Origin of the sequence: Pseudomonas sp. AS2.8 (genome assembly GCF_014190935.1) — a bacterium.
GTDB lineage: Bacteria > Pseudomonadota > Gammaproteobacteria > Pseudomonadales > Pseudomonadaceae > Chryseomonas.
Genome location: NZ_JACHVV010000001.1, coordinates 184,451 through 206,578, shown reverse-complemented (window position 1 = coordinate 206,578; position 22,128 = coordinate 184,451). Strand labels below are relative to the sequence as shown.

Below are 22,128 nucleotides of genomic sequence, written 5' to 3'. Positions count from 1 at the left end.
GCTTCGCGGCGCTCAACCCAATCTGCGGAGCGCGACCAATTACAGGATATTCAGCGGGTACTCGGTGATCAGCCGGGTCTCGGCCACGGTGCCGCCGGTGCTCTGGCTGCCGGAATGCCAGGCCTGGCGCAGGCGGAAGCTCAAGTCCTTGGCCGGGCCGTTCTGCAGGACGTACTTGGCCTCCAGATCGGTCTCGTGTTCCTTGTCGCCGTCGCCATAGAGGCCGGCGTAGGCCGAGTCCGCGGCCAGGTGGCTGCCGTCGATGCCGCTGCCACGGGTATGGCGCACCATCAGGCTCAGGCCGGGCACGCCGTAGCTTTCCATGTTCAGGTCGTAGCGGGCCTGCCAGCTGCGCTCGCCCGGGCCGTTGAAGTCGGAGAACTGCATCGAGTTGCCGAGCAGGATGGAGTCACCGAAGGACCCCGGTACCGGCGCGCCGAAGACGGCGTAGTCGAAGGGCTGGTCGCCATGGATACGCTGGTGGATCAGGGTGAAGGTGTGGGCGCCGGTCTGGAAGGCGGCGGCCAGCGAGCCGGCGGTGTTGGCGATGCTGCCGGCCTTGGCGCTGCCGGCGTCCAGGGTGCGATAGAGGTTGGCGTCGAAGGTCAGGCTCTGCTCGGCTGCCAGCGGCACCACATAGTTGAGGTTGCCGTAGTACTGGTCCCAGACATCCTCGAAGTGCCCGGCATAGAGCGAGGCGCTGAGGTGATCGCTGAACTTGTAGACGCCCCCGGCGTAGCTGGCCGAGGCCGCTTCGATGCCGGCGTAACCGGCGAAGATGCCGCCGTCCGAACCGGTGGTGCGCGGCGCCGTGGCGGCGGTGAAGTGCCCGCCTTCGAGCATCAGGTGATCGACTTCCTGGCTCACCAGGCTCCAGCCACGGGCGGTCTGGGGAAACAGCCAGTTGCCACCCGCCGCCAGCACCGGCGCCGTGGGCTGCTGGTCGCCGTACTTGAGCACGGTGTTGGAGACGCGCAGCTTGACCGCCGCCCCGCCCTTGCTGAATTCGTTGCGCTGGCTGCCGTCGCCGTCCACCGGCATGTTCGGAGTGTTGGCGTGGCCATCGCCGCCGTCCAGCTTGAGGCCCAGATAGCCATAGGCATCCACGCCCACGCCCACGGTGCCCTGGGTGAAGCCCGATGTGTAGTTGAGCAGGAAGGCCTGGGTCCAGCTGCGCGGATCGCGACTGTTGCGCGCCGCGGCGCCATGGCCGTCGCCCTCGTTCTGGCGCAGGTAATAGTAGTTGCGCAGCAGCAGGGTCAGGTCGCCGTCTTCGACGAAGCCCTTGGCATCGGACTGCTGACTGGCCAGGGCGGCGCCGGTGAGGAGCAGGCCGGGCACGCCGAGCAGCCAGGTACGCTGGCGAGCAAGGGGGGAAAACAGCGATAGCTTCATGGGCGGTTCACTCAGGGATCTCGGTTGGAATCGTTAGGTCGCGAACGAGTTTGCCAGCTAGCGCCGGTGCATACCACTTCGCTGACCGTCGTCATCGTCTGGTCACCTTCCTGTGCTGCGCTGACGGTTCGCCCTCTACGCCCGAGACAACCCATGCCCAGCCAGCCCTTTGCCGTCGAGCTCGCCTATCGTCCGCGCCTCGCCGATCTGCGTCCCCTGTTGCCGGCGCAACCCGCCGGTCTGAGAGGCGCCGAGCCGCGCATCACCCCCGCCGCGAGCCTGGCCGACCGCCAGGGTTACCAGGTCGATTTCCTGGGCGACTTCCAGGTCCCCTGGCCCCGGCCGAGCGCGGCCCTGGCCGGCGACGTCTATCCATTGCCCGCCTCCGGCGATCGCCTGGACTACACCCACTTCTCGGTCAGCCTCTCGCGCAGCCGGCGGATGGCGCTCTGGGTCGGGGTCAACATCGACGGCGACCAGCACGTCGAGGTGCCCCGCAGCCGCGACGCCTGGGCCTACGACGGCCGGGTGCCGCTGGAGGCGCAGCTGGGCGAGGCGCTCTATGCCGACAACCTGCTCGACCGCGGCCATCTGGTGCGCCGCCAGGATCCCAACTGGGGGCCCGAGGCCATCCAGGCCAACCAGGACACCTTCCATTTCACCAACTGCGCGCCGCAGATGGCCGCCTTCAACCAGAAGACCTGGCTGGAGCTGGAGGACTATCTGCTCGACAACACCCAGCGCTGGCAGGCGCGTATCACCGTCTTCAGCGGTCCGGTCCTGCGCGCGGACGACCGCCCCTATCGCGAAGCGCGGATTCCCGAGGCCTTCTGGAAGGTGGTGGCCTTTGTCGGTGACGACGGCAAACCCTCCGCCAGCGCCTACCTCATCGACCAGCGCCGCGAGCTGGACGAGTTGTCCATCGCCTTTGGCCGCCTGCGTACCTATCAATGCAGCGTCCTGCGCATCGAGCAGCTGACCGGCATCGACTTCGGCCCGCTGGGCGACCACGACGGCTTTTCCAATGAAGAGCGGGCTACCGGCAGTCCCGTCGAGCGGGCCATTTTCGGTCCAGCCGACATCCTGCTCTAACCCGGCTGCACACAGGCGCGCGGCAGGCTGTTGCGCAGCCCCAGCGCCGCCAGCAGGATCACCCCGACCAGGTAGAGTTCGGCGGCGCCGGTCAGGCCCAGCCGTGGCACCAGGGCACTGACCGCCAGGGCCGGCAGGCAGAACGCCAGGTAACTGAGCACATAGAAGGCGGCCAGCAACCCGGCGCGCTGAGTCGCTTCCGCCAGCGGCAGCAGACTGCGGGTGGCGCCGAGAAAACCGCTGCCGAAGCCGACGCCGGTCACCAGGGTGCCCAGGGCGAAGAGTCCCAGCCGACCGCTGGCCACCGCCAGCCAGAGCACCGCCGGACCGGCCACCAGGGTGCTCGCCCCCAGCCGCAGCAGGCGCGCCGCCGGCCAGCGGCGCAAGCCGTGCAGACAGGCCGCACCGGTGAGCGTGAGACCCGCCACCACCACCCCGCCGACCAGGATCGACGTCGTCCCGGTCGCCGCCTTGACCAGCCCCGGCATCAACGACAGATAGAAGCCGCCCACTGCCCAGACCGCCAGTTCCAGCGGCAATACCCGCCAGAGCATGGCGCGGGCCTGGGGCGGCACCGCCAGCTGGGGACGCAAGGCGGCGAGCAGGCCCAGCCGGCGCGGTACGCTGTCGGGCAGGCGCAGCAGTGCCAGGCCCTGCAACACGAAAAGCAGCAGGAACAGCCGATAGACCAGTTGCAGCGGCGCCGGCGCGAATTCCACCAGTAGACCACAGCCCAGCGCCCCGACCGCCATGCCGAGCAGTGGCGTCAGGCTGTTCAACCAGGGACCGCGCTCGGCATCCACGTCGAGCAGGGCCGCACCCAGGGCACTGGTGGCGATGCCGGTCGCCAGGCCCTGCATCGCGCGGGCGAGCACCAGGTCCGCAAGGCCGTGGGCCTGGTGGAACAGCAGCATGGCCCCGGTTTCCAGCACCAGCGCGGCCAGGATCACCGGCCGCCGTCCCAGGTGATCGGACAGCCGCCCGCCCACCAGCAAGGCTGCCAGCAGGGCAAAGGCATAGACGGCGAACACCAGCGTCAGCCAGAAGGTGGAAAAGCCCCAGGCCTGCTGGTAGCTGGCATAGAGAGGGGTCGGCGCACTGGAAGCGGCGAGGAAGGTCAGCAGTACCGTGCCCAGTAGCGTCAGGCGCGCAGAGGAAGAGCCGTTCAGGGAAGACATGCCCGCACCTTAAAGCTAAATAATTGCTTTAAAGCCTGAACCCTTCCGGCAGCAAAAGCAATGCGTTTGCGTTAGGAGCCGGGTATCCTGTCACCATGACCACCAAGCAAGCCCGCCCCGGCGGCCGCAGTGCCCGCGTTCAGCAAGCCATCCATGAGGCCGTCCTGGCGCTCCTGCAGGAGCAGCCCCGGGAAGCCCTCACCGTCCCCCTGATCGCCGCGCGCGCCGGGGTCACGCCTTCGACCCTCTATCGTCGCTGGGGCAATCTGCCCAGCCTCCTGGCCGACGTCGACCTGCAGCGGCTGCGCCCGGACCAGCCGCCGGAGGACACCGGCAGCCTGAGAGGCGATCTCGAACGCTGGCTGGAACACTATGTCGACGACCTCGCCTCCACCCCTGGCCAGGCCATGCTCAGGGATGCCCTGGCGGCCACCGATCCGGGGTGCGCGGTGCGCTGCACCGAGCCGACCCGGGAACGCCTGGAGCTGCTGCTCGAACGCGCCCACCGGCGTGGCGAGCCGGCGCCGGCCCTGGACGCCCTGCTCGATGGCCTGGTGGCCCCGCTGATCTATCGCACCCTGTTCGGCGCCGAGCGCCCAGACCTGGCATTGTGCCTGCAGCTGCTCGCCCGGGTACTGCGGCCAGACCGTTAGGCAAGGCGTTATCCATGAACGACGAGGCCCGGACTGTCACCAGTCCGGGCCTCGTGCTTGGTCAGCGGATCCCGCGGGACTCGCCAGAGGTTGCGCTTAGGCAGCGACCACCTTGTTGGCCGGCTGGGTACGACGACCCAGGGCACCACCGATGGCACCGACGATGCCGCCGATCACCAGGCTGATCAGCAGGATCCAGCTGGCCTGGGAGACCTTGCGGGCAGCCACGTCAGCCGCTTCGCGGGCCTTCTGCTCGGCCTGGGTCTTGAGCTCCTGGTACTTGGCATAGGCCTGCTGATAGGTCTGCTGGGCCTTGTCGACGATGGCATTGGCCTCGGCATCGCTCTTGCCGGTACGGGCCTTGATCAGGTTGACCAGCGCCTGACGGTCAGCGGCGTTCCAGGCCTGGTCGCCACGCTGCTTCAGACGATCCAGCAGGGCACCCAGCTGGTCATCGGTCTGCTGCGGATTGTTGGCGCTGTTCTGGGCAGTGTTCTTGGCATCCTGTTCGGCGCCCTGAGCCTGCTGCTTCAGATTCTCCGGCTGCAGTTCGGTCTTGCCGGTCTGGCGCAGCGCGGTTTCCAGTTCGTTCTGCAGATCACCCAGGTCGAGCTGGATGCCCTGCTGGCGCAGTTGGTCCTGAACCTGGTTGGTCAGCGCCGGTGCCGCCTGGGACAGGCCGCTGCCGATCATCGACAGGCCGCTGCCCGCCACGTTCAGACCGGTACGCACCACGCCGCTCACGGCGCTGGACACCAGGTAGACGCTGACCAGGGTCACGCTGGCCCAGACCAGGATGCCGTGCAGGGCGCCTTCGCGCTGCGCCAGGCGACCGGCGATCCAGGCGCCGACGAAGACCGAGATCACGGCGCTGACGCCGACCCAGATACCGGTGCCCTTGCCCAGGCCGGACAGCGGATTGGCTTCCTGCTGCGGATCGATGGAAGCGGAGCCGATGGCGGTGCCGAGCAGGCTCAGCAACAGCGACACGGTCAGGGCGATGACCACGCCGGCGATGATCGAACTCCAGGAAATGCGCTTCAGCAGGGGCGCGGTGGCGGTAGCCGTAGTGGCTGCGTAGGCTGGGGTGTGACGGGCGTCATAGGACATGGCAAGTGCTCCGGGTAGTTATGGGAAGAACTTATTGTGGTAACGGATTGATACCGTCACGCTTTCGGAAGTTCCCAGACCCGTGTTCCAGAGCCCTCAGAGGTCGTAGGACCTCAGTTGTCCGCTATCCGAACAGGATATCGGCCAGCAGCTTCACATTGAGCACCACGATCAACCCGGCGATCGCCCAGGCCAGTACCTGCGTGACCCGCCCGATCACGAAGCTGCCCATCAGCTGGCGGTCCGAGACGAAGCGCACCAGCGGGATCACCGCGAAGGGCAGCTGCATGGACAGCACCACCTGGCTCAGCACCAGCAGCTTGGCCGTACCGCTTTCGCCGTAGAGACCGGTCACCACCACCACCGGGATCACGGCGATGCCCCGGGTGATCAGCCGTCGTGCCCAGTCGGGAATGCGCAGCGACAGGAAACCTTCCATGACGATCTGGCCGGCCAGGGTCGCGGTGACCGTCGAGTTGATGCCCGACGCCAGCAGCGCCACCGCGAACAGCAGCGAGGCGATGCCGACGCCCAGCATCGGCGACAGCAGGTGGTAGGCGTCCTGGATCTCGGCCACGTCGGTGCGCCCGGCGCTGTGGAACACCGCCGCGGCGGTGATCAGGATGGCGGCGTTGACGAACAGCGCCAGCATCAGCGCCAGGGTGCTGTCGGCCACCGCCCAGCGCAGGCCCATGCGCCGGCCCGCCTCGGTGCGTGGATAGGCGCGGGTCTGCACGATGGACGAATGCAGATAGAGGTTATGGGGCATCACGGTGGCGCCGATGATGCCGATGGCCAGGTACAGCGCGGCCGGATTGGTGACGATCTCCGCCTTGGGCAGGAAGCCGTTGGCGATTGCCGCCAGCGACGGCTGGGCCAGCACCATCTGCACGCCGAAGCAGACGAAGATCAGCGTCAGCAGGGCGATGACGAAGGCTTCCAGCCAGCGAAAGCCGCGATTCATCAGCAGCAGGATGAGAAAGACGTCCAGCGCCGTGAGGATGGCGCCCCACATCAGCGGGATGCCGAACAGCAGATTGAGCGCGATGGCGGTGCCGATCACCTCGGCCAGGTCGCAGGCGATGATGGCGATCTCGCAGGCGATCCACAGCAGCAGGCTCACCGGTCGCGAATAGCGCGCGCGGCAGGCCTGGGCCAGGTCCAGCCCGGTGGCGATGCCCAGGCGCGCGGCCAGGGCCTGCAACAGGATGGCCATGAGGTTGGAGAGCAGGATCACCGACAGCAGCAGGTAGCCGAATTGCGAGCCACCGGCCAGGTCCGTGGCCCAGTTGCCCGGATCCATGTAGCCCACCGAGACCATGTAGCCGGGGCCGAGAAAGGCCAGCAGGCGGCGTAGCCAGCTGCCGCCCTCGGGCACCGGCACGCTGGCATTCATCCGCCCCAGGCTGGGCCGGGCGGACGGCGAAGGCTCCTGCCAGGCAGGCTCGACGTAGCTGGCGGATTCTTTCATGACGGACTCGTGCGGCAAGGTAGGACTACCCTTTGGAGAATTTAGCCTAGGCTAAAATTCACACATCCAGCAATAAAAAATCTCTATCTCATCCGTCGATAACGCCCATTGGCGAAGGAATCTTTGGTATTCGCCCGCAACTCGGTCAAAATGGCGCCCGATCGCGTCCTCTCGACGCGCCTCAGGTCTTTGCGGAGAAGGTCATTCAGGTGGGCAACATGACAAAGGACGACGAACTGCTGAATCGGTTGGTCGATCCATCCATTCATATGGAAGGTTTTCAACAGGTCCGCGAAGCCCATCGTCAGGAGCTGATCGAAGACTATGTCGAGCTCATTTCCGACCTCATCCGGGACGGTGGTGAAGCCCGCCAGGTGGACATCGCGGCGCGCATCGGCGTCGCCCAGCCGACCGTGGCCAAGATGCTCAAGCGCCTGGCCGCCGCCGGCCTGATCGTGCAGCGCCCCTATCGTGGCGTCTTCCTCACCCCCGAAGGCGAAGCCCTGGCCGAAGCCAGTCGTGCGCGCCACCATGTGGTGGAGACCTTCCTGCTGACCCTGGGCGTGGACGCCGATACCGCACGGCGCGATGCCGAAGGCATGGAGCACCATGTCAGCGAGGCCACCCTGGCCGTCTTCCGCCGTTTCATCGCCAGCCGTCAGGCCTGATAGCTACGGCTTTAGTCGAAAGTCGCTGCGCTCCCCTTCAGAAAATCCCGGCACCGTCGAAGTAGTGGAAGTCATACTTTCACTCTTCTCGGTGCCCTGCCATGTTCAATCGTCCCCTCAAGAACGAACTCGCCCAACTGCGTGCCGAAGTCGCCGAATTGCGTCAGTTGCATGCGGGCTTCGAAAGCCAGGCGCTAAGTCTTACCGTGGATGACCGTGGCAACATCGAGAAGGTCAACGAGCGCTTCTGCCGCGAGATGGGCTACCGCGCCGAGAACGTGGTGGGGCGTCCACTGGACGCCTTCATTCCCGAATACGTCAAACAATTGCCCTGCTATCGCGACCTCAAGAGCGCGCTCAGCCAGGGCCAGCAGACCAGCGGCATGTACCGCCTGCTGCGGGCTAACGGCCAGGAAGCCTGGCTCTATGCCACCTGGCAGCCGCTGCGCGACGCCGATGGCCGCATCCACAAGACCATCTGCTACGGCAACGACCGTACCGAACAGGTGGAGACTTCCACCGAGCACTCCGGTCTGATCAACGCCCTGCTGAGATCCACCGCGGTCATCGAATTCAACCTGGCCGGCGAGGTGCTCACCGCCAACGACCGCTTCCTGCAGGGCATGGGCTATTCGCTCAAGCAGATCCAGGGCAAGCACCACCGCATGTTCTGCACCAGCGAAGAGAGTCACTCCGCCGACTACCAGGCGTTCTGGGCACGGCTGAATCGCGGCGAATTCATCGCCAGCCGGTTCAAGCGCATCGACAGCCACGGTCGCACCGTCTGGCTGGAAGCCTCCTACAACCCGGTGCTCAACACCCGTGGCGAGCTGTACAAGGTGGTGAAATTCGCCACCGTCATCACCGCCCAGGTGGAGCAGGAGCAGGCGGTCGCCGAGGCCGCCAAGGTCGCCTTCGACATCTCCCAGCAGACCGATGAAAGCGCCCGCCAAGGCGCCGAGGTGGTGCAGAACACCGTCTCGGTGATGCGCAAGATCGCCGAGGAGCTGCAGGTGGCCTCCAATGGCATCGAGGCCCTGGGCGAGCAGTCGCTGGTGATCAGCACCATCGTCAAGACCATCAGTGGCATCGCCGAACAGACCAACCTGCTGGCGCTCAACGCCGCCATCGAAGCGGCCCGGGCCGGCGAGCAGGGTCGTGGTTTCGCCGTGGTGGCCGACGAGGTCCGCCAACTGGCCGGCCGCACCAGCAAGGCCACCGAGGAGATCGTCGGCGTGGTGCAGCAGAACCAGCAACTGGCGCAGACCGCCGTGGCCAACATGGCGGCGAGCAAGCACCAGGCGGAACAGGGCCTGCAACTGGCCAATGCCGCCGGCACCCGCATCACCGAGATCCAGGACGGCGCCCAGCGCGTGGTCGGTGCGGTAGGTCAGTTCGCCCGCCGCCTGAACTAGCCCGCGGACTGGGGCCCGTCTCAGGCCGGCGCCGGACGCCGCCGGCCGAGCAGCCCCAGCGCTGCCAGGGTCACGCCAAGGCTGACCAGCAGGCACAGCCCGAGCAGGCCGCGATCCCCCCAACTCTCCCGCGCCAGGGCATAGCACCAGGGCGCGGCCGCCGAGAGCAGAAAGCTCGGCGCCAACAGCTTGCCGGTCAGGCGCGCATAGAGCGCCCGGTCGAACAACTCCAGCGGCAGGCTGGCTCGCAGCACCGCCACCAGGCCGTTGAGGGCGCCATAGAGAAAGACGAAGCCGGCGGTGAGGCCCAGGTGGCCTTCGCTCGCCAGCGCCAGAGCGAAACTCAGCGGCAGGCCCAGGCCCAGCAACAGATTGAGCTGACGCGCCGAGAGCCGTTGCCCGGAAGCCAGTTCCGCCAACCGTGCGCAGACCTGGCCGATCCCCCATAGCGCCGCCACCCCCACCGGCACCCCACGTTCGGCCAGCAGCGCCGGCAGATGGGCCGACAATCCCGCGGAAAGAAAGCCGATCAGCGCCATCCCGGTGGCGAACAGCACCCCGGCCAGGCGAGGTGAACCGCCCGCCGCCGCGACGGGCAGCTCGGCGCTGGGCAGGCGTCCTCGTACATTGGGCAGCGGCAGGAGCAACAGCAGCCCGGCCAGGGCGATGCCGGCATAGACCACCAGCCCCAGGCGCCAGCCCAGCAGCTCCAGCAGCCAGTGCCCCAGCGGCCAGAACACCGCCGACGCCAGCCCTCCGAGCAGGGTGATGCGCACCATCACCGCCCGCGACCGCTCGCCGGCCAGGCGCGCCAGGGTGGCGAAGGCGGCGTCGTACAGCGACAGCCGCATGCCCACGCCCAGGGTCACCCAGGCCAGGTAGAACAGTGGCGCCGACTGGGCCGCGGCCAGGCCCAGGCAACCCAGGGCATCGAGCACCAGGCCGAGTTGCAGGGTGCGACAGCCGCCCAGGCGTTCGATCACCGCGCCGCTGAAGGGCGAGACCAGGCCCATGGTGAGCATCGCCAGGGAAAAGCCGCCATAGACCCAGCGCGCGTCCCAGCCCAGCCCCGCGGCCATCGCAGTACCGTAGACCCCGGGCAGATAGAAGGCCAACCCCCAGGCCAGCAACTGCATCAACCCCAGCTGCCAGATGGCGCGATCGCTCGGCATCGGCGTCATCAGCGCGTACCCGGGGTCTGCTCGCCCTCACCCAGGCTGCACTGCATCAGCACCGTGTCCACCCAGCGCCCATGCTTGAAACCCACCGCCTCGAAGGTACCGACGGTGCGAAAGCCCAGCCGCTGGTGCAGGGCGATGGAGCCCTGGTTGGCGCTGTCGCCGATCACCGCCACCAGTTGGCGAAAGCCCGCCGTCGTGCAGGCCGCAACGACCTCTTCCAGGAGCCGGCGACCGATACCCTGGCCGCCCAGGCCGTCGCGCACGTACACCGAGTCTTCCGCGGTATGGCGATAGGCCGGTCGCGGGCGATAGAGCACCGCATAGGCATAGCCCACCACCTCGCCGTCCAGCTCGGCCACCCGGTAAGGCAGCCCGGCCTGGCGCACCGCGGCCAGGCGGCGTTCCAGCTCGGCCAGGTCCGGCGGCTCCAGCTCAAAGCTGGCGCAGCCGTGCAGCACATGCGGGGCATAGATGGCCTGGATGGCCGGCAGGTCGGCGGGGGTGGCATCGCGCAACTGCAGAGCGGTGTTCACGGGAGAGGTCCATTCGCGGGGTCGATGAGGCGATCATGCCGGGACGGCCAGCCAAAGATAAAGCTATGCTCGGTTATCACCGGTATAAGCGAAATCTTGGCATGGCCGACCTCAACCTCACCCAGCTGCAGACCTTTGTCCAGGTGGTCGCCACCGGCAGTTTTTCCGCTGCGGCCGATCGCCTGGGGCTGAGCCAGCCGGCGGTCAGCCTGCAGATCCGCCAGCTGGAGCGGCGCCTGGGCCTCAAGCTGCTGGAGCGCCTCGGGCGCGGCCTCAAGCCCACCGCGGCGGGCCGTCTGCTGCTGGACCACGCCGCGCTTATCCAGTCGGCGGTGGACCAGGCCCTGCAGGCGCTGGCCAGCCATGGCGAGACGGTCAGCGGACAGGTCGCCATCGGCACCGGCGCCACCGCCTGCATCCATCTCCTGCCGCCGCTGCTGGGCCAGTTGCGCCAGCGCTTTCCGCAGCTGGATGTGCGCGTCAGCACCGGCAACACCCTGGACGTGCTGCGGGCGGTGGAAGACAACCGCCTCGACCTGGGCCTGGTCACCCTGCCCGCCAGTGGCCGCAACCTGCAGGTCGAGCCCTTGCTGGAGGATGCCTTCGTCGCCCTGCTGCCCCCCGCCAGCCCCCTGCCATCGCGCGCCCTGGCCCCGGCGGACTTGGCCGAGACGCCATTGCTGGCCTTCGAGACCGGCAGCAGCACCCGGCTGCTGATCGACGACTGGTTTCGCCGCGCCGGCCAGGCCAGCCGGCCGGTGATGGAGCTGGGCAGCATCGAGGCGCTCAAGGAACTGGTGGCCGCCGGCCTTGGCTACAGCCTGGTGCCCGGCATCGCCGTGGCCACCGAGCACCATCGCCACGGACTAAGAGTGCAGCCGCTGGCACCGCCCCTGAGCCGTACCCTGGCCCTGGTGCTGCGTCGCGACAAACCCCTGAGTCGTCCGCTGCAGCAGGTGCTGGAAGCGTTGCGGCAGTTGCGCCATCAGGGCCAGGACGCGCTACGCTCGCGGTCTGGCCAGTCCGATGAGTGAAGCGCCCGTGCAGGACCCTGCAACCCACCGCGAATCCCGTCCCGACAGCGCCTGGCAGGTCTTGCTGATCTTCCTGCGTCTGGGCTGCACCAGCTTTGGCGGCCCTATCGCCCACCTGGGCTACTTCCGCCAGGCCTTCGTCACGCGGCGCCAGTGGCTGGATGAGGCCGCCTATGCCGAGCTGGTCGCGCTCTGCCAGCTGCTCCCCGGTCCGACCAGCAGCCAGGTCGGCATGGCCCTGGGACTGGGCCGCGCCGGCGGCTGGGGCCTGCTGGCGGCCTGGCTCGGCTTCACCCTGCCCTCCGCCGTGTTGCTGATCCTGTTCGCCCTGGGCCTCGCCCACGTTCCGGGACTGGCCGATTCGGGCGCGGTACATGGCCTCAAGGTCTTTGCCGTGGCGGTGGTGGCCCAGGCGGTCTGGAGTATGGGCCGCAGCCTGTGCCCGGATACCCCGCGCCGCCTCCTGGCGCTGGTCGCCGCCGGCCTGGCGCTGTGGCTGCCCGGTTCGGCGGGCCAACTGCTGGGGCTGGGCCTGGCCGCCCTGGTCGGGCGCCTGGCGCTGACGCCGGCCGGCACGCCGCCGGCCCTGGGCCTGAGAACCGGACTCTCCCGGCGGCTGGGGGTTGGCGCCCTGCTGCTGTTCCTGCTGCCACTGCTGCTCTTGCCCGCCTGGGACAACCTGGCCGCGGGTGTCTATCGCGCCGGCGCCCTGGTCTTCGGCGGCGGCCATGTGGTGCTGCCGCTGCTGCAGGCGGTGGTGGTGCCCAGCGGCCTGGTCGGCGATGGCCAGGTCATGGCCGGTTATGGCCTGGCCCAGGCGGTGCCCGGCCCGCTGTTCACCTTCGCCGCCTACCTGGGCGCCCTGGCGCCCGCCGCCCTGCCCGCCTGGCTCAATGGCCTGCTCTGGACCCTGCTGATCTTTCTGCCCGGCGCGCTCATCCTGCTCGCCGCCCTGCCCTTCTGGCAGACGCTGCGCAGCCACCCCGGCTGGCAACGCGTGCTGACCGGCCTCAACGCCGGCGTGGTCGGCCTACTGCTGGCGGCCCTCTACGATCCGGTCTGGACGGGAGCCATCCGCGGCCCGCTGGATGTCGCCCTGGCCGCGCTGGCGCTCCTGCTGCTTCTGCGAACCCGCTGGTCACCGGTGCTGATCGCGCTGCTGCTCGTCCTGACGAGCGGTCTACTGAACTTTTAGCGCACTACCGTTTAGCGGCATCCCCCTGGTGGCCCGATGAAATTGCGGCGTGGTTCGCTGTAGATCCGTGGAAAGCTAGGCACTGTCGGCGTGACGTTCAGCTGTATGAAACGTCTTGCCCTGCGCGAGAACGTGTCCAGCGAGCGCTCGGCCTGACATGCATTAAGGATGACCGCCATGACCTACAAGAACCCCCTGGACTCCGCCGCTCCCCTGTTCACCACTGCCGCCACCAAGGCGCCGCTGACCGCCGCGCCCGCGAAGGCTGCCGGCACCGCTGACGGCGTCACCTACTACGCCTTCCAGAGCCAGCCCCGGCTCACCCTCGACATCAATACCGCGCCCGAATACGTCGGCTTCGCCAAGACCTTCGACGCCAAGGGCCCGCACTATGCGCCCGCCTCGACCCTGAACGAACTGACCCTGACCGGTCATTGGGAAGACCAGGTCACCCGCCTCGACGGCCATACCCGCGGCGCCACCGCCAGCGACGGCACCCTGGATTCGAGCATCACCAAGCTCACGGTCAGCCTCACCGACACCGCTGACAACCAGTTCCACGAAGGCGACATCATCACCCTGGACAACTTTGACGGCCTGCAGACCTTCGATGGCTCAAAGTCCACCGTCGGCCTGTCGATCGACTTCCTCCATGACTACACCGAAGGCCATGACTACACCTATTCCAGCCAGAGCGCCTTTCTCAAGAACGTGACCACCGGCAGCGGCGGCGATCTGATCCAGGTCAGCACCCGCACCGCTCCGGAACTCGAAAACGTGGCGGCGTTGAGTAACTCGCGGGTCAAGGCCATCACCGTCGACAGCGGCGCGGGTGGCGACCAGATCGGTGCGCATATCCAGCAAGCGGACATGGTCATCAATGCCGGTGCCGGCAGTGATTATGTGGACCTGCTGTTCAAAGAAGGCATAGCCGCCCACAACGCCACCCTACGCGGCAACTACGGCCATGGCGCCACCGTGACCTTGGGTGAAGGCCGTGACCATCTCACCCTGGAATCGAGCCTGGTCAACTTCGATGGCAGCAGCGCCGCCGCCGCCAATCGCTCCCTGGCGGCCAACCATGTAACGGTCACCGACTTCAACGCGAGTGAAGACAATATCCTCTTCGGCTCCGCATTTACCGACCCGTCAGCCGTGGTGACCGTCCAGGATTCCGCCCTGACCAACGCCCACAGCCTTTACGCAGCACTCAATGTCGTCACTCAATCGACCACTGGGCTGGTCAACGCCGCGGTCTTCCATTACGGCCAGGACACCTATGTCTTCCGTGATACCGGCTACGAAGGCCAGGTCGATAACCTGGACTCACTGGTCCAACTGATTGGCGTTCACAACCTCGATGACGTCGCCAGCACCGTGGCGGCCCGTGAGCGCTATGAACCCGGTGGCACGCTCGGCTGGGCCTGATAACCCCTGAGCCGAACGGCTGGCCGCCCAACGCGATCGACCGGGCGGCTCGCCGGCTGCTTCTGTGAGGTATTCGTGGCTTGCCGAAGAAGCCGGGCACTCACAGCGAGGACCCAGGGTCTGTCTAGCGATACCCTTTCGAACACGAGGAACGCGCGATGAAGATCCTGATGGTCCTGACCTCCCATGACCAGCTCGGCGACACCGGCAAGAAAACCGGTTTCTGGCTGGAAGAATTCGCCGCCCCCTACTACGTCTTCAAGGATGCCGGTGCCGAGATCACCCTGGCCTCCCCTGCCGGCGGCGAACCGCCGCTGGACCCCAAGAGCGACGCCCCCGACGCCCAGACCGAGTCCACCGAGCGCTTCAAGAACGATCCCGAAGCGCAGCAGGCGCTGGCCAGCACCGTCAAGCTCGCCGAGGTGAAGGCCGATGACTACGACAGCGTCTTCTATCCCGGCGGCCACGGCCCGCTCTGGGACCTCGCCGAATCCCGCGACTCCATCGCCCTGCTTGAAGCCTTCGCCCACGCCAACAAGCCCTTCGCCCTGGTCTGCCATGCCCCCGGCGTGCTGCGCCACGTCAAGGCCGCCGACGGCACCCCGCTGGTCAAGGGCCGCACCGTCACCGGCTTCACCAACAGCGAAGAAGCCGGTGTGCAACTTACCGACGTGGTGCCCTTCCTGGTGGAAGACGAGCTGAAGAAGCTCGGTGCCCGCTACGAGAAGGGCGCGGACTGGGGCGAGTTCGTGGTCGAGGATGGCAACCTGGTCACCGGCCAGAACCCGGCCAGCTCGGAAGCCGCGGCGGATGCCCTGTTGACCAAGCTGGGCTGAACGGCCCGGACCTGAAAGAGCCCGCCTGATGGCGGGCTTTTTCATGGAGGCCTATTCAAGGGCGCGCATCGGAGCGCCAATCACAAGGCCGAGTCCGGCTGCTGCTCAAAGGGCCTGAACGCTCAGGCTTCGAAGGCTACAAGCAAGGCGCTCACGCCTTTGCAGGCGCAGCGAATGACCACCGATGACCGCCCCCTGACTGTTGATCGTTAAAGCGGTGCCAGCACGTCCATTTCGCCTATACCTATCAAGAATGGCTGATCGAATGAGATCAAAGTGCCATTGGTCGTAAGAGGTGCAGAAATCCGGACGCCAGCCGACATCCTCCCATGAGCGCAGCCTTCAACCCTGCTCCGCCCAGGCTGGAAAGGATATTCCGTGCAGTTGGTTACCTGGTCGTATTTTCAGAGCATTGCCCGATGAAGAGAATCCTGCTCGGCGTGCGAGCCTTGATGTCCGTGCCCAAGGACAATCCTGGCCTGGTCAAGGCGCAATACCTTGCGCTGTCGCGCCAGCTGCCAATGATGTACTTCATCCTGCTGACCAACACCCTGATGCTGGCCGGCACCCACTACGCCGTCGCGCCACGCTGGCTAGTGGTCTACTGCCCGTTGATCATGACGCTGTTCGGCGTGATCCGCGCGGCCGAATGGCTCCGCACACGCAATCGGCCGCGCAGTCCGACGCAGATGCTGACGGCCCTGAAGCGCACCAATTGGCTCGCGCCCTTCGTGGCCTCGGCCTTCACCGCCTGGGCGCTAGCGCTGTTTCCCTATGGCGACAGCTATACCCAGGCGCATGTGGGCTTCTACATGGCGATCACCGTGATCGGCTGCATCTTCTGCATGATGCACCTGCTGCCCGCGGCCCTGGCCACCACCGCCGTGGTCAACACCGCCTTCGTGGTGTTCTTCGCCTCGACCACCATCAGCACCTTCGTGGCCACGGCGATCGACGTCCTGCTGGTGTCCATCGCCATGCTGGTCATCCTCAAGGCGCAGTACGGCGACTTCACCCGCCTGGTGAACATGCAGGCGCAGACGGCGAAACTCAGCGAGGAAAACCTCAAGCTCGCCAATCAGGACAGCCTGACCGGCCTCGCCAATCGACGACAGTTCTTTGCCCGCCTCGATACCCTTCTGGCCGACGCGCGCGCCCAGGGGACCCGCCTGGCCGTGGGCCTGATCGACCTGGACGGCTTCAAGCCGGTCAACGATCTCTATGGCCATAGCGTGGGCGACCGGCTGCTCTATCAGGTCGGCCAGCGCCTGAGCACGCTGCTCGACGAAGACGTCCACCTGGCCCGCCTGGGCGGCGATGAATTCAGCCTGATCATCACTGGGGTCTTGAACGATGAGCAGCTGCGGGCGTTTGGCGAAAGGGTCTGCGCCAGCCTGCGCGAGCCCTTCCTGCTGGTGGACCTGCCCATCCAGATCAGTGGCTCGCTGGGCCTCGCGACCTTTCCCGACCAGGCCTTTTCCGCCACGGACGTCTATGAGCATGCCGACTACGCCCTGTACCAGAGCAAGCGCCACCGCCCCGGCACGGCCTGCCTGTTCAGCACTGCCCATCGCCAGCAGCTCAATCGCGAAGGCCTGACCGAACAGGCCTTGCGCCGAGCCGACCTGGAGCGCGAGTTCTACATGGTCTTCCAGCCCATCGTGGACATCCACAGCAAGCAGACGGTGGCCTTCGAGGCCCTGGCCCGCTGGGAAAGCCCGGAGCTGGGCAACGTGCCGCCGGGTGACTTCATCTCCACCGCCGAGCGCGTCGGCATGGTCAATAGACTCACCCTGCCCCTGCTGAACAAGGCCTTGAACGCGGCGGCGCGCTGGCCTGCAGGCATCCGCCTGGCCTTCAACCTCTCCGCCCACGACTGTGCCTCCGAGGAAGCCGCCCAGCAGATCGTCGAACTGATAAAGCGCAGTCCTTTCGACCCGGCCTGCCTCGACCTGGAAATCACCGAAACCGCCGCCATCCAGGACCTGCCCCAGACCCAGCGCGCCATCAGCCGCTTTCGCGAACTGGGCTGCGGCATCTCCCTCGACGACTTCGGCACCGGCTATTCCAGCCTGAGCCAGATCCACGCACTGCCCCTGACCAAGCTCAAGGTGGACCGCACCTTCGTCACCAACCTCCACCTCGACCCGGCCAGCTTCAAGATCGTCAAATCCCTGATCGCCCTGTGCCAGGACATGCAGCTGGAATGCATCGTGGAAGGGGTGGAGACCACGGCGGAACTGGGTGCGCTGAAGAATCTTGGCTGCACAAGGGCGCAGGGGTATCTGTTCGCCAAGCCGATGCGGGCGAGTGAGATCAGGGGTTGGTTGGAGGGGGAGCATTTGGCTGAGGTGCTGGCGGTATGACTCCTAGAGGTATTAGGTTCGACGCGAGCTCTTGTCCAAGCAGCGACCTCTGGTTCAGCCACGTCCGCTCACAACTGTAATCCCGCAACACCTTGCGCCGTTTGGGTTTACGTACTCACTCATGCCACTTCATTTTAATCATTCCGTAGCCGCTGGCGGCAAGAAGCGCATGTCTACAAGCGGCCGCTACCGACCCAAAGCTGCCGTTGGCGGTGGGCAGCTACTGGCTCGAAGCGGGCATCGGGCCGGGATGTCCACCTCTACGGGAGCATCTGCGGGTTAATGACAGCCTCTTACGAGCGCCCGTCTGGTCCTTTGAAGTGCGGTAACGGGCTGGAGGTCACGCCGCCTTATGAAAGTCATCTTTCTGGACCCAAGCAATTGAACGAAAGTGTCTCTATCGGCAAACTGGTACACAGTTCGATTAAAGCCTCTCGTGCTTAAGGTTGGAACGGATGCCATTAACGCTCACGCCAATAGTCCATGCGTCACTCTGTCACGGAGCCCGCTGGACAATAACTGATGAGGAAGAACTAGCGCGAATGGTGGCTCGAATAGCACTTGGCCAATCGCGTCATGTAGCGGCAATACTTACCTGCATCGATAAAAAGGCCCCTAGCACGCGCGCCGACACAGCTGCGGGTGCAATCACAATGCTTACCGTCCCAGTAGGTACGGATCCCTATCATCGAGACGGATGGGTTTTCCAGGCAATCTCATGGATAGCTGCTCACCGGAGCTCGTCTGGCGCGATCGTTCGAGCTCCTCACAACATCGTCGCTCATAAGGGCTTCGACGGTATACAACTCAAGCTAGATGAAGCAAACGAAAATGTAATTGCAGTAGTCATTTTTGAAGATAAGGCCACAGACCTCCATAGAAAAACAGTGAGACAGGATGTTTGGCCGGGCATTAGGGCTCTGGAGGAAGGCCAGAGGATGCCTGAGCTAATTCAGGAAACCGGCGGGATTCTTGAAGCGCACATCAATCGCTTTCCAGACTTGGATATAGATGCGGCGGTCGAGGCAATTGTTTGGGAGCAAGCCCGATACTACCGCGTAGCTATTACAACCGAAGCTGATCACGACAAAGACAAGCGTCGTGCCTCCCTGTTCAAGGGCTTCGATAAGGTCGCTCCTGGAGATATTCTGCGCAGGCAGGCGGAAACCATCTCTATCCCGAATTTGCGTAACTGGATGAGTCAATTTTCGGCGAATGCCGTTAAGCACATTGAGGCATGGAGAGACGATGTTTGATCCGGTAACAGTGAGTTTGATTAATGCTGCACCTCCTCTTCACTCGCTTAATCTGGAGGAGCTTCCACAGCAGTTCACAAACGCTTTCGCCGAGATCGTTGCTGCGCGTGTTAGGTTGCGGGGGGCTATCGATACTGAAGGACGTAGTAAGGTTCTGGACGAACTCCTTGAGCAAATGGGCCGCTTGGCGGCCACACAAGAGCTTTTGGTCGCGACCTCTCCCGAGCGCTCGGACCGCATAGCTGCAGCATTTGTAGCTGGAACGGCACACCAGCTTTGTCTAATGGCCCAAGCTGTGGCTGAGGATATCGAAAAGCGAGGCTCTTATATTGGCGCTGCTCACGTAGCCCCTGAGATATCTAGCACTTTGCTTTTCTTGATTGCAGACTCACAAAGCGACGCGGCCGAAATGGCAAAGCGCCTGATTCCTTTGAGTGATGGGCGTTCTTCGGAAAGTCGACTAATCAGAGCCATTGGGGATCTGGCTGCGGGTCGCCTTGAGGCGCCTCTTATAGTAGACGAAGCTTTTTCTTATGATTTACCCGTCGACACAAGTGGGCCGGGGTGCGCGGTTGATGCGTTGTTTAGGCGGCTACATGAAGGCGTACAGGAGTTAATGCGTGAGCTTCTCTCCCGCCCCAGAGCATCTGCGTTGGACGAACTCCCCTCAGCGAAAAAAATCTTCTCTGAGGTCATAGCGTTGTGCGTTAGCACTATCGAAGACGTTTTCGATGGCGATGGTCCTCGGGCAGTCAGTATTTTTCCTGGCCCCCTACATCTTGCGAAGCTTCTATACGCTGTTGCGAGCGATCTCGCCTCTTCCAGCTTGTGCCGCGTGACTGCCCCTTCTGGTATTGATGAGAATCAATGGTGGGGAGTAATCCGTAGAGCTGCCAGTAAGCGCCCGTATTTGTGGCGTAACCATCGTGCTGCGCTCAGTCAAGGGTATCTCACAAGGGGGTTTTCGGCCACTGTTAGCTTCCCTACCGGCGGTGGAAAGTCTACCCTCGCGGAGCTAAAGATCGCTGCAACCTTACTGCAAGGTAGTAAGGTAGTTGTTTTGGCACCGACTCTGGCACTTGTCGATCAAACAGCCTTCACCCTTCAGAATGCATTTAGTGGCTTCAGCGTATTTGGCGACCTCGACGAGGAAGTTTCTTTCTCTGTAGAGGCGGAGCTACCAGAGATTGTCGTAACTACTCCTGAACGATGTCTTATGCTGCAATCTTTGCAACCGGGCTCGTTCAGTGATGTTGGGTTGGTAATGTTTGATGAATGCCATTTGTTGCATCCGAGAGAGGCTGATCGTAGCCGTCGCAGCATCGACGCAATGCTATGCATTCTCAATCTCACGCGTTTAGTACCGGAAGCAGATCTTCTGCTGATATCAGCGATGATGCAGAATGCTGAAGAAATATCAGGATGGATTGCGGAACTAACAGGTAGACCCTGTCTGGCACTTGATTTGGCCTGGAAGCCAACCAGACAAGCTCGTGGATGCGTAGCTTACAGCGCTGAACGCATATCAGAGCTTGAATCATTACTTCGCACCGAGCTTGCAACCTCTACCACACTGGGGGTCCCGGCAAAGCTCAAAGCCAGGCTTAGTGCGCCACCATTCGCCTTTTTCTGCCTCAGACAGACTTGGGCCACCCGCAATCGAGATGACTATGCCTTAATGGCATTGCTCGACAAGCCTGTTGCGTTCGGAACCGGCGTGGTTTCAAAGCCTAAAAAATGGTATCTCACGCCAAATGGTAATCAGGTCGCTGGAGCTATCGCCGCTGCCGCAGCGGAGGTAGGCTTGAAAACACTGACGTTCGTACAAAGCACCGTCATGGCAGAGTCCTCGGTTCGCCATTTTCGAGAACTGCTACCCACACGAAAAACGCCGCTCACTGACGAAGAGCAATCCTGGCGAAAGCTTGCAGAGGAGGAGCTTGGGGGAGCACAGTATTGTTACCTGAAACTCGACTCCTCTGATTGTGTTGATGGTGGCGCTGCCAGTCACCACTCACAGTTAATTAAATACGAACGACTGCTTCATGAGTCGTTGTTCAAGCGTCGCGACGGTATCAACGCGCTTTTTGCAACATCGACACTCGCCCAAGGAATGAATCTACCCAGCGATATCGTTCTCATTGCTGGCGACAGCAGGTGGGATGTGGCAGGGGATAAGATGAAGCAACTCGACGCTCATGAACTGCTAAACGCGGCAGGGAGAGCGGGGCGCGCTGGTGAAGGAGGCCAAGGTTTCGTTTTAGTCGTGCCTAGCAAAATCATCAACCTAGACGACAAGAACAACAGCATCGCCAAGCATTGGATTACGTTACAGGGGATTTTCTCTCAATCTGATCAATGCTTGAAAATTGATGACCCCCTTACAAGTCTCTTAGACCGTATTCACTCTGATGTTTTCGAGGGAAACGAAGACTACCTTCTTGCACGTTTACCAATCGGCGATGAGGAAGCACCTGATGAGTTGGCAAAGTCTATAATCGGAAGATCCTTTGCCGCATTTCGTATGCGTCGAGATAAGAACCTAGAGTGGATCGAAAGCCGAATTGAATCAGCTCTTAGGCGCCGCGCCGAACTAACACCCGTAAAAGAGTTCAATTGGCTGGAGAGAGTGGCTTCATCATCGGGGCTTCCGTATGAGATCGTATCCAGTTTAAATAAATTAATCGAAACGGGTGCTTTTTCCGCAAACTCTTTGGATTGCATGCAGGTGTTATTTGACTGGATAGAAATGCAACCTGAGTGGCTCCTCCAGTTGATCAGGCCGACTGATATCGAAGGCCTGTTTGGCAATGAATATCGTGCACTTGATAGCGATAATGCAAAGGCGAAAAAGGCTCTCCCAGTGATTAAATTGCTCCTAAAAGCATGGATGGATGGAAAACCACTTTGCGACCTGGAGCGTGCAATAGGGACTGCGGAGAAAAAAATAAAAACCTGTGAGACTGCTCGCCATTTCTCCGTGCGCTTGGCAGCAGACCTCGCCTTTGTTGCAGGGCTCCCGGCTCGAATTCTTGCCGCAAAAGCCACCGCCGCTGGTGAGCCCCCTTTAATTTCGACAACGTTGCTCACCCTAAGCGGAGTCGTTCGAAAGGGTTGCGGTAGTCCAGAGCATCTTGCGCATGCAGTTCACCTCAAAGGGGTTTCGCGGCCCAGCGCTCGTGCCCAATTTACTAAGATCCAGCCTTACTTAGCCCCTAGCAACGACAATGAAGATTTCGAAGATTTATTAGAAAGGGTGCGAAAAGCAACTGTGATGGCAGCATTCAGCGAATTAACGCAAAGTCCATAGAGGCGGT

At 63.8% G+C, this 22,128-nt stretch carries 17 protein-coding genes; 11 read left to right on the top strand and 6 right to left on the bottom strand.

Annotated features, from left to right (window positions below; translation table 11 throughout):
* Positions 1 to 39 precede the first annotated feature (39 nt).
* On the bottom strand, positions 40 to 1,395 hold the full coding sequence (locus FHR73_RS00910) for an OprD family porin (RefSeq protein WP_183628824.1): 1,356 nt from the start codon (positions 1,393 to 1,395) through the stop codon (positions 40 to 42).
* Between the two features lie 153 nt (positions 1,396 to 1,548).
* On the opposite strand from FHR73_RS00910, the gene FHR73_RS00905 reads away from it, so the two are divergent.
* Positions 1,549 to 2,487 carry a DNA/RNA non-specific endonuclease gene (locus FHR73_RS00905; RefSeq protein ID WP_183628822.1) on the top strand — a complete coding sequence of 313 codons (939 nt, stop codon included), beginning with the start codon at positions 1,549 to 1,551 and terminating at the stop codon, positions 2,485 to 2,487.
* Here the strand turns inward: FHR73_RS00905 and FHR73_RS00900 are convergent.
* Positions 2,484 to 3,665 (bottom strand): MFS transporter, encoded by a 1,182-nt coding sequence (locus FHR73_RS00900; protein ID WP_183628820.1) that lies wholly within the window; start codon positions 3,663 to 3,665, stop codon positions 2,484 to 2,486. The genes FHR73_RS00905 and FHR73_RS00900 overlap by 4 nt on opposite strands.
* 95 nt (positions 3,666 to 3,760) lie before the next feature.
* Between FHR73_RS00900 and FHR73_RS00895 the strand changes: the two genes are divergently transcribed.
* Positions 3,761 to 4,318 carry a TetR/AcrR family transcriptional regulator gene (locus FHR73_RS00895; protein WP_183628818.1) on the top strand — a complete coding sequence of 186 codons (558 nt, stop codon included), beginning with the start codon at positions 3,761 to 3,763 and terminating at the stop codon, positions 4,316 to 4,318.
* Between the two features lie 96 nt (positions 4,319 to 4,414).
* Here the strand turns inward: FHR73_RS00895 and FHR73_RS00890 are convergent, their stop codons facing one another.
* Together FHR73_RS00890 and FHR73_RS00885 are read right to left on the bottom strand one after the other, a co-directional pair.
* A complete protein-coding gene (locus tag FHR73_RS00890) occupies positions 4,415 to 5,428 on the bottom strand; it encodes a YrzE family protein (RefSeq protein WP_183628816.1) in 1,014 nt (337 codons plus the stop codon).
* 124 nt (positions 5,429 to 5,552) lie between these two features.
* Positions 5,553 to 6,899 (bottom strand): Nramp family divalent metal transporter, encoded by a 1,347-nt coding sequence (locus FHR73_RS00885; RefSeq protein WP_183628814.1) that lies wholly within the window; start codon positions 6,897 to 6,899, stop codon positions 5,553 to 5,555.
* Positions 6,900 to 7,117: 218 nt separating this feature from the next.
* On the opposite strand from FHR73_RS00885, the gene mntR reads away from it, so the two are divergent.
* The gene (mntR, locus tag FHR73_RS00880; protein ID WP_017640022.1) at positions 7,118 to 7,567 is read left to right on the top strand and encodes a manganese-binding transcriptional regulator MntR; all 450 of its coding nucleotides are present in this window, start codon (positions 7,118 to 7,120) and stop codon (positions 7,565 to 7,567) included.
* 101 nt (positions 7,568 to 7,668) lie between these two features.
* Positions 7,669 to 8,982 (top strand): PAS domain-containing methyl-accepting chemotaxis protein, encoded by a 1,314-nt coding sequence (locus tag FHR73_RS00875; protein WP_183628812.1) that lies wholly within the window; start codon positions 7,669 to 7,671, stop codon positions 8,980 to 8,982.
* A gap of 20 nt (positions 8,983 to 9,002) precedes the next feature.
* Here the strand turns inward: FHR73_RS00875 and FHR73_RS00870 are convergent, their stop codons facing one another.
* Together FHR73_RS00870 and FHR73_RS00865 are read right to left on the bottom strand one after the other, a co-directional pair.
* Positions 9,003 to 10,163 carry an MFS transporter gene (locus FHR73_RS00870; protein ID WP_183628810.1) on the bottom strand — a complete coding sequence of 387 codons (1,161 nt, stop codon included), beginning with the start codon at positions 10,161 to 10,163 and terminating at the stop codon, positions 9,003 to 9,005.
* Positions 10,163 to 10,696 (bottom strand): GNAT family N-acetyltransferase, encoded by a 534-nt coding sequence (locus tag FHR73_RS00865; RefSeq protein WP_183628808.1) that lies wholly within the window; start codon positions 10,694 to 10,696, stop codon positions 10,163 to 10,165. Before FHR73_RS00865 ends, FHR73_RS00870 begins: the two co-directional genes overlap by 1 nt.
* 65 nt (positions 10,697 to 10,761) lie before the next feature.
* Here FHR73_RS00865 and FHR73_RS00860 point away from each other — a divergent pair, with 65 nt between their 5' ends.
* The 7 genes from FHR73_RS00860 (at position 10,762) to FHR73_RS00830 (ending at position 22,121) form a co-directional block, all read left to right on the top strand.
* The gene (locus tag FHR73_RS00860) at positions 10,762 to 11,730 is read left to right on the top strand and encodes a LysR family transcriptional regulator (protein ID WP_183628806.1); all 969 of its coding nucleotides are present in this window, start codon (positions 10,762 to 10,764) and stop codon (positions 11,728 to 11,730) included.
* Positions 11,723 to 12,925 (top strand): chromate efflux transporter, encoded by a 1,203-nt coding sequence (gene chrA / locus FHR73_RS00855; protein WP_183628804.1) that lies wholly within the window; start codon positions 11,723 to 11,725, stop codon positions 12,923 to 12,925. The genes FHR73_RS00860 and chrA overlap by 8 nt, the downstream gene beginning before the upstream one ends.
* A gap of 177 nt (positions 12,926 to 13,102) precedes the next feature.
* Positions 13,103 to 14,353, top strand: a complete 1,251-nt coding sequence (locus FHR73_RS00850; protein WP_183628802.1) for a hypothetical protein — start codon at positions 13,103 to 13,105, stop codon at positions 14,351 to 14,353.
* Positions 14,354 to 14,511: 158 nt separating this feature from the next.
* The gene (locus FHR73_RS00845; RefSeq protein WP_183628800.1) at positions 14,512 to 15,189 is read left to right on the top strand and encodes a type 1 glutamine amidotransferase domain-containing protein; all 678 of its coding nucleotides are present in this window, start codon (positions 14,512 to 14,514) and stop codon (positions 15,187 to 15,189) included.
* A gap of 419 nt (positions 15,190 to 15,608) precedes the next feature.
* Positions 15,609 to 17,555: a bifunctional diguanylate cyclase/phosphodiesterase gene (locus tag FHR73_RS00840; RefSeq protein ID WP_183628798.1), complete on the top strand. Its 1,947-nt coding sequence runs from the start codon at positions 15,609 to 15,611 to the stop codon at positions 17,553 to 17,555.
* Between the two features lie 653 nt (positions 17,556 to 18,208).
* Positions 18,209 to 18,811, top strand: a complete 603-nt coding sequence (locus tag FHR73_RS00835; RefSeq protein ID WP_260175362.1) for a hypothetical protein — start codon at positions 18,209 to 18,211, stop codon at positions 18,809 to 18,811.
* Positions 18,804 to 22,121, top strand: a complete 3,318-nt coding sequence (locus FHR73_RS00830) for a DEAD/DEAH box helicase (RefSeq protein WP_183628794.1) — start codon at positions 18,804 to 18,806, stop codon at positions 22,119 to 22,121. The genes FHR73_RS00835 and FHR73_RS00830 overlap by 8 nt, the downstream gene beginning before the upstream one ends.
* Positions 22,122 to 22,128: the final 7 nt, after the last annotated feature.